Origin of the sequence: Clostridioides sp. ZZV15-6598 (genome assembly GCF_020657705.1) — a bacterium.
In the GTDB taxonomy this organism is placed as follows: Bacteria; Bacillota; Clostridia; order Peptostreptococcales; family Peptostreptococcaceae; genus Clostridioides; species Clostridioides difficile_F.
The window spans coordinates 1-8,630 of the sequence record NZ_JAGWCS010000147.1; the positions used below are offsets into that span (position 1 = coordinate 1).

At 29.3% G+C, this 8,630-nt stretch carries 5 protein-coding genes; all 5 read left to right on the forward strand.

Annotation, left to right across the window (positions count from 1 at the left end):
* Positions 1 to 34 precede the first annotated feature (34 nt).
* The 5 genes from KGF50_RS18515 to KGF50_RS18535 all read left to right on the forward strand — a co-directional run bounded on the left by KGF50_RS18515 (position 35) and on the right by KGF50_RS18535 (position 8,551).
* Positions 35 to 433, forward strand: coding sequence for a putative zinc-binding protein (locus KGF50_RS18515; RefSeq protein ID WP_227849428.1), 399 nt, complete (start codon positions 35 to 37; stop codon positions 431 to 433).
* A gap of 1 nt (position 434) precedes the next feature.
* Positions 435 to 836 carry a putative zinc-binding protein gene (locus KGF50_RS18520; RefSeq protein ID WP_227849429.1) on the forward strand — a complete coding sequence of 134 codons (402 nt, stop codon included), beginning with the start codon at positions 435 to 437 and terminating at the stop codon, positions 834 to 836.
* A 501-nt stretch (positions 837 to 1,337) separates the two neighbouring features.
* Positions 1,338 to 2,354 carry a type I glyceraldehyde-3-phosphate dehydrogenase gene (gene gap, locus KGF50_RS18525; protein WP_227435901.1) on the forward strand — a complete coding sequence of 339 codons (1,017 nt, stop codon included), beginning with the start codon at positions 1,338 to 1,340 and terminating at the stop codon, positions 2,352 to 2,354.
* 382 nt (positions 2,355 to 2,736) lie between these two features.
* The gene (locus KGF50_RS18530; RefSeq protein WP_227828497.1) at positions 2,737 to 3,906 is read left to right on the forward strand and encodes a hypothetical protein; all 1,170 of its coding nucleotides are present in this window, start codon (positions 2,737 to 2,739) and stop codon (positions 3,904 to 3,906) included.
* Between the two features lie 388 nt (positions 3,907 to 4,294).
* The gene (locus KGF50_RS18535; protein WP_227849430.1) at positions 4,295 to 8,551 is read left to right on the forward strand and encodes a 2-hydroxyacyl-CoA dehydratase; all 4,257 of its coding nucleotides are present in this window, start codon (positions 4,295 to 4,297) and stop codon (positions 8,549 to 8,551) included.
* The last annotated feature ends 79 nt before the right edge of the window (positions 8,552 to 8,630 follow it).

Below are 8,630 nucleotides of genomic sequence, written 5' to 3' on the forward strand. Positions count from 1 at the left end.
TTTGAAATTTTAAAAAGAAAGGTAGATGACTTTCATGTCAAAAACTAAAATCATACCTTGTAGTGGTATTGGTAAAGCTCATGGTGCTATAGCTAGAGAAGCAGCATTTGAAACAATAAGACGAGAAAATGAAAAATGTGAAACTATGTGTTTAGCCCATATTGTAACTGGAGATGTAGATATTAAAGAAAAAATAGAAAATGAAAAATGTATCACAATAGATGGATGTCCCGCTTTGTGCGCTGCTAAAAATGTTGAGTTAGCAGGTGGTATAGTTGAACAAAGTATAAGGGTAATTGATGAGATGAAAAAACATAGGGGAGCTAAACCTGGTACCGCTACTTATTTAACTAAAGATGGTTGGAAAATGGTTGATAACATAGCATCTAATATATGTGAAAATTTAAGAATTTCATCCTTGGAGGTTAATTAATATGGAAATTAAAATAGGAGTTATCTCATGTAGTGGTGAAGAATGTTTTGGAGGGACTGCAACACGTCTTGCTACTAGAAAAATACTTGAAACTATAAAAACTGATGAGTCTGTTACAATATGTTTACCACTATTTTTAGCTGGTGGTGAAGAGGAAAGAAATTTTGCTAAGGAATATCCTACTATATCTGTAGATGGTTGTAATAAACTTTGTGCAAAAAGAGGCACTGAGAAATACAGTGGTGATGTAAATGGATACATAATAGCTTCTGATATTATAGGTGAAGAGTTAGCTTTTAGCAATATCACATCTTTGAGAGATTTAAAAGAAGAACATAATGAAGCTATTGATAGTCTAGTAATAGAGATAGAAAAAGAAATAAATCGTATTTTAAAGAAGTAAGAAAGTGTATTTTGTATAGTAATATCAATTTCGTCAACTTCTTCTAAGTTTTCAAATTTATCTACATATCTCTCTATTTAATTTATATATCATGTACTTGTTTTTTAACAGTTTACTTGATAGCTAGATTATTAAATAAAGCAATCAATATAAAAACATATAAGGATTATTTTTAGGTGATCTTTATATGTTTTTGTATTGAGAGATAATATTTTAATACATATTGAATTTTTAAATATAAATATAGTTTAAAAATTCAAAAAAAGGGTGGTGAAATATGTCCCAAGGGACATTGGGCAAAATAAGTCCCTCCAGCTTCTTTATACTAAAAAGTATATACTAAATAAGGGTTAAAATAGATAAAAATGATATACTAATTATCTTTTGATAATAAAAAAACATAGAATTTAATTATTTAATCTGGAAAAAGTATTGAACAAATGATTTATTTAGTGTACAATAATCATGTAAAAACATAGTAATGGAGGGAGACATTTCATAATGAAAATTAAGGTAGGAATGAACGGATTTGGAAGAATAGGAAGAGCTGTGTTGAGAATAGCTCAAGAAGAATTAGGAGATAATATAGAAATTGTAGCCATAAATGCAAGAGCAACAACAGAGTCTTTGGCACATTTATTTACATATGATTCATGTTACGGAACTTTTAGAGGTGAGGTAGAAGCAAAGGATGAAGATACACTAATAGTAAACTCTAAAGAAATAAAGATATTGAGATATAATGACCCAGAAGAATTACCATGGAAAGAATTAGGGGTTGATATAGTTATAGAATCAACAGGATTATTTACACAAAGAGAAAAGGCAGAAAAACACATTAAAGCAGGCGCAAAAAAAGTAATAATAACAGCTCCAGGAAAAAATGAAGATATAACTATAGTTGTTGGAGTTAATGAAGAACAATATGATAATGAAAAACATAATATAATCTCAAATGCATCTTGTACTACAAATTGTCTAGCACCATTTGCTAAAGTATTGGACGAAAAATTTGGTATAGTAAAAGGTTTAATGACTACTGTACATTCATATACTAACGATCAAAGAATATTAGATAAGAGCCACAAAGACTTGAGAAGAGCGAGAGCAGCGGCTGAATCTATAATACCTACCACTACAGGAGCAGCAAAAGCTGTGTCAAGAGTATTACCACAATTAGAAGGAAAATTAAATGGTTTTTCACTTAGAGTGCCAACACCAACAGTTTCACTTGTTGATTTAGTATGTGAACTTAAAGAAAACGTTACAGTTGAGCAAGTGAATTCTGTATTAAAAGAAGCTGCTGAAGGAGAATTAAAGGGAGTTTTAGGATATTGTGACAAACCACTTGTTTCTATAGATTACAGAGGAGATTCAAGATCATCTATCATAGATGCTCTGTCCACAATGGTTATAGAGGACAATATGGTCAAAGTAGTTTCATGGTATGATAATGAATGGGGATATTCTTCAAGAACTGTTGACTTAGTAAAATATATAGCTGAAAAATTAAAATAATACATAACTTAAAAAAAATTTTTGAAAAAATTTTATAAAAATAAAAAAAAAAGATTATGAAAAATATTGAAGGAAAAAATTTTTCATAATCTTTTTTGATTCATATAAAAGATACAAGTTACAACTTGTTAGTAGATATTAGGTCGTTAGAGTAGGTTATATCTATTTAGTAAGAAATGGTATCATTTTATATATGAAAGATAATATGTCGAAAACTTGCAGAAATCTGAAAAATTTTTATTATTGGAATACTGGTTTTCATTTTATTTATGATAAAAAAATGACAAATAAAGTTGCAAAGAGTAATATTTATAAGTATAATTAAAAAAGAGAAAAGGTTTTGTTAAGCTTTACAACAAAAGAAAAGAAGGGATGATTCAAAATGGAGAAGTTAACAGACAGGAGACAGGTTAAGGCAGTAAGCATGGAGACATTCGTTTTCATAATATTACTAATAGTTGGATTTGGCTATGTTGGTAGCATTATGGGAGCAGGAATGATGTTCAAAGTAATAATGAGTACAGCACATGCTTTACTATTAGAGACAGTTTTCTTAATTATGGCTATGGCAGTTCTTGCAGGCGCATTAAGCGCACTACTTTCAGAGTTTGGAGTAATAGCATTAATTAATAAAATTTTCGCTATATTTATGAAGCCTTTATATGGATTACCTGGTGCTAGTATAGCAGGAGCTATAACAACTTATTTATCAGATAATCCAGCTATTATACCTTTTGCCAAAGATAAAACATTCACACAGTATTTTAAACAATATCAAGTTCCAGCACTATGTAATTTAGGAACAGCTTTTGGTATGGGACTTATCTTAACAACATTTATGATATCTCAAGGTACAGAATATGTATTGCCAGCATTGATTGGTAACTTAGGTGCAGTAATAGGTAGTGTTGTAAGTGTTAGAATAATGTTGACATTTACTAAGAAGTTTTATAACTATAATCCAGAAGAAGATAAAGCAGCAGGAACATTAGAGAAAAAAGCTGAATTTAGAGAAATAAGAGAAGGAAATGTATTCCAAAGAGGCTTAGATGCTATTCTTGAAGGTGGGAAGATGGGCGTGGACATGGGAATGGCTATAATCCCTGGTGTCCTAGTAGTATGTACATTAGTTATGCTATTAACTTTTGGACCATCTACAGACCCTGTTACAGGTCAAGAGGTTTATACAGGAGCTGCATATGAAGGAATAAAATTACTTCCAGTTCTTGGAGATAAGCTTGGATTTATATTAGAGCCATTATTTGGATTTACATCACCAGAGGCAATAGCATTCCCTATAACTTCATTAGGAGCTGTTGGAGCAGCAATGTCTTTAGTTCCAGAATTTATAAAATCAGGAGCTATAACTCCTAATGATATAGCAGTATTTACAGCAATGGGTATGTGTTGGAGTGGATATTTAAGTACACATATTGGTATGATGGATGCATTAAATGCTAGACAATTAGCTGGAAAAGCAATTCTTTCTCATACAATAGGTGGTTTATGTGCAGGAGCAGCAGCTCACTTTATATTTATGCTCGTATCATAAGTCTGATAAATAGAAATAATTAAAATAAAAAATAATATACAAAAAAATGGTTGTCTATATGCAATAAGAAATTGTGTACTGACAACCATTTTTTTTGAATGAAGATATTTTATAATATATGAACATTAAATTGATATTAGAGTTAAGTTATATTTATGTAAAAAGTAACAAAAATCTGTAGAAATTTATGACAAAATTTAGTACACTAACTATATGTTCTTATTTAAAATTTAAAGGTATGATTAGAAATTACCTAGTAGAGTAAGATTGATTAATAAAAGAATCATAAAACAAAAATATTAATCATAAAAATTATAAAATAACTTACTTAAAATAAAACCATAGAACTTACAAAAATTAAAAAAGCATATAAGTATGGAGGGGTACAATGGATGAATTATTTCATATAGGAATTGATGTAGGTTCTACAACAGTAAAGGTTGTGGTACTTAATAATAACAATATAGTTCATAAAGAATATAAAAGACATTATTCTGATGTGAAGAAATCAGTTAAAGAAGTATTAAATGGAATATACGAAAAATTGGGAGATATAAATGCAACCATTATAATAACTGGTTCGGGAGGAATTGGAATCTCAAAAAAACTTGGGGTAAAATTTGTCCAAGAAGTTATATCTAGTACAAAATCAATAGAATATTTCCATCCGGAAACTGATGTTGTTATAGAACTTGGAGGAGAAGATGCAAAAATAACCTATCTAAGTGGAGGAATAGATCAAAGAATGAATGGTATATGTGCAGGCGGCACTGGAGCATTCATAGACCAAATGGCTTCGCTTCTAAAGACAGATGCTAGTGGTTTAAATGAATTAGCTAAAGGCTACAATGTTATTTACCCAATAGCCTCAAGATGTGGTGTTTTTGCTAAAACAGATATTCAACCTCTTATAAATGATGGAGCTAAGCAGACTGATATAGCAATGAGTATTTTTAATGCAGTTGTCGTACAAACAGTAAGTGTTCTTTCTTGTGGAAGAAAAATAGAAGGCAATGTTGCATTTTTAGGTGGGCCATTGTATTTTTTATCTGAACTTAGAGAAGCTTTTAAAAGAGTATTAGATTTAAAAGATGAAAATGTAATTTTCCCAGAAGATGCACAGCTTTATATCGCTATTGGAGCAGGGTTATTATCAGTAGATGAAGATAGTATAAAACTTAAATCTCTAATAGAAAAACTAGACAATATAAAAAACATTGAAGATGGAGAGGTAAATTTATTAGAGCCTTTATTTAAAGATAAAAATGAGTATCAAGAATTTTTAAAAAGACATGAAAAAGAAAAAATAGATTATGTAGATATAAATTCAATTAAGAAAAATTGTTATCTAGGAATTGATGCAGGTTCTACTACTACTAAAGCCGCGCTTATTGATGAAGATGGAAACCTAGTATATTCTTATTATAATAGTAATGAAGGAAATCCACTAAAAACAACAATAAAGGTCATAAATGAAATATATGATATATTACCAAAAGACGTTAGAATCTTGAGTTCAACTGTAACTGGATATGGAGAGGGACTTATTAAAAAAGCATTAAAAATAGATAATGGGGAAATAGAGACTATAGCACATTATAAGGCTGCTAAATTTTTTAATAAAGATGTAGACTTTATACTTGATATTGGTGGTCAAGATATGAAGTGCTTAAAAATAAAAGATGGTGTAATTGATAATATAATATTAAATGAGGCTTGTTCATCAGGTTGTGGTTCATTTTTAGAGACATTTGCAAGTTCTTTATCTATGACAATAGAAGAATTTGCACATGAAGGTATCTATTCTCAAAGACCTGTAGATTTAGGTTCAAGATGTACTGTGTTTATGAATTCAAGAGTAAAACAATCTCAAAAAGAAGGAGCAAGTGTTGGAGATATATCAGCAGGCTTATCTTATTCTGTAATAAAGAATGCTTTATTTAAAGTAATAAAAATCAGAGATTTAAATGAAATTGGAAATAATATTGTTGTACAAGGTGGAACCTTTTATAATGATTTAGTACTTAGAAGTTTTGAAAAGTTAATTGGCAAAAATGTAATTAGGCCTAATATTTCTGGAATTATGGGTGCTTTTGGTTCAGCTCTTATAGCCAGAGAAAAGTATGAAAGTGGATATCAAACATCTTTATTATCTAAAGAAGAATTGAATAGTATAAAATTAGAAGCAAGTGTAATTAGATGTAAAGGATGCTCAAATCATTGTCTTCTTACAATAAACAAATTTTCTGATAATGAAATTTTTATTTCAGGAAATAGATGTGAGAAGGGAGAAGCCATTTATGGTGATAAAAAGATAGGTTTAGAAAAGAAAAACCCCATAAATCTATTTAAGTATAAATATGATAGGATTTTTAAATACAAACCATTAGAAAAAGATAAGGCAAAAAATGGAGAGATAGGAATACCAAGAGTATTAAATATGTATGAAGATTATCCATTTTGGTTTACATTTTTCAATGATATGGGGTTTAGAGTTGTACTTTCAGATAGGTCATCAAAACAATTATATGAAACTGGTATAACTAGCATTGCTTCTGAAACAGTGTGCTATCCTGGAAAATTAGTCCATGGGCATATAGAAAATTTAATTTCAAAAGGAATAAAAAATATATTCTATCCAAGTGTAACAAATGAAAATAAAGAGGATTTAAGTGCAGATAATTATTATAATTGTCCTGTTGTAATATCCTATTCTGAAGTAATAAAAAATAATGTAGAAAATATAAGAAACGAAGATATAAATTACATAAATCCATTTATAAGTTTAAATGATAAGGAAAAGTTGAAAAAGAGACTTCATGAGGAATTATCAAGACGTTTTACTGGTATAAATATAACTAAGGAAGAAATTAATCATGCAGTTGATAAAGCAACTGATGAACAAAATTCATTTAAGATGGAGATGCAAGCAGCAGGTGAAAGAGCACTTAAGGAGATAAAGGAGAGAAACTTAAAGGGAATTGTATTATGCGGTAGACCATATCATATAGATCCAGAAATAAATCATGGAATGCCAGAGCTTATAAATTCTTTAGACATGGCAGTGCTTACTGAAGATTCTATATGTCACTTAGCCAATATGCAAAGACCACTTAGAGTTGTAGACCAATGGGTCTATCATTCAAGATTATACAAAGCAGCTAGTTTTGTAAGAGATAAAAATTATTTAGAATTGGTTCAACTTAATTCATTTGGGTGTGGCTTAGATGCAGTAACTACAGACCAAGTTCAAGAAATACTTAACGAAAAATCTAAAATATATACTATCATAAAAATTGATGAAGGTAATAATTTAGGAGCTGCAAAGATAAGAATGAGGTCTTTAAAAGCAGCTATGTTTGAGAGAGAAAGTAAAAATATAGATGTAAGAAATATGAAGGTAGATAGAATACAGTATGCAAAGAATAATCCAATAACGAACAAACATACTATATTAGCACCACAAATGTCACCTATACATTTTCAATTTCTTGAAGAAGCTGTAAATTTGAGTGGATATAAGATAGAAATTTTAAAAGATACAGATAGTAGTGTTATTGAGGAAGGTTTGAGATATGTAAATAATGATGCTTGTTATCCAGCTATAATAGTAGTAGGTCAATTAATAACAGCATTAAAGTCTGGAAAATATGATTTAAATAATACATCTGTTGCAATAACTCAAACTGGTGGTGGTTGTAGAGCTACAAACTATATTGGATTTTTAAGAAAAGCTATGTATGATGCAGGATTTAAAGATGTCCCAGTTATTGCACTTAGTGTAAATGGAATAGAAGATAGTGGAATAATGGATAATGTATCGTTAAAATTAATCAATAGACTTTTTATGTCTGTTGTATATGGAGATTTATTGATGAAAGTACTCTATAGAGTGAGACCATATGAGAAAGTTATTGGAAGTACAAATGCTCTATATGAAAAATGGGTCGATATATGTAAAAAATCTCTTGTCAAAGCTAAAATTTCTGTATTTACTAAAAATATAAAAGAGATAGTAAATGAGTTTGACAACCTAGAGATACTAGATATTAAAAAACCCAAAGTAGGTTTAGTTGGAGAAATATTAGTAAAATTTCATCCAATTGCAAACAATAATCTAGTGAATATATTAGAGCGAGAAGGAGCTGAAGCAGTTGTACCAGACCTTACAAATTTCTTTTTAAGTTGTGCGTTTAATACTATTTATAAACACACTCATTTAGAGGGAAGTAGAAAAAGTAGAATGATAGGAGAAGCCTTTATATATATAACAAGTATATACCAAAGAGTATATAAAAAAGCACTTGATAAAAGTAAAAGATTTTATGCTCCAGGAAATATAAAAACAGTTGCTAAAAATACAGAACCAGTAGTATCATTAGGAAATCAAACTGGAGAAGGATGGCTTTTAACAGGTGAGATGGTTGAATTATTAAATGAAGGTGTGGAAAATATTATTTGTATGCAGCCTTTTGGATGTTTACCTAATCATATAATTGGTAAAGGTTCTATAAAAGAATTAAAAAGATTATATAAGAATGCAAATATAATTCCTATTGATTATGACCCTTCTGCAAGTGAGGTAAATCAGCTTAACAGGATAAAACTTATGCTTTCTAAAGCTTTTAAAAATATAGAAGATTAATATTTCATATATTGAAAATTTATGGCTTTCTAAATAAGTTACTATTATATTAAAAATTATAAAAAGAGTTACTCTATAT

Coding starts and splice junctions, on each gene's coding strand:
- KGF50_RS18515 (WP_227849428.1), top strand. CDS start 35: ATGTCAAAAACTAAAATCATACCTTGTAGTGGTATTGGTAAAGCTCAT.
- KGF50_RS18535 (WP_227849430.1), top strand. CDS start 4,295: ATGGATGAATTATTTCATATAGGAATTGATGTAGGTTCTACAACAGTA.
- KGF50_RS18520 (WP_227849429.1), top strand. CDS start 435: ATGGAAATTAAAATAGGAGTTATCTCATGTAGTGGTGAAGAATGTTTT.
- gap (WP_227435901.1), top strand. CDS start 1,338: ATGAAAATTAAGGTAGGAATGAACGGATTTGGAAGAATAGGAAGAGCT.
- KGF50_RS18530 (WP_227828497.1), top strand. CDS start 2,737: ATGGAGAAGTTAACAGACAGGAGACAGGTTAAGGCAGTAAGCATGGAG.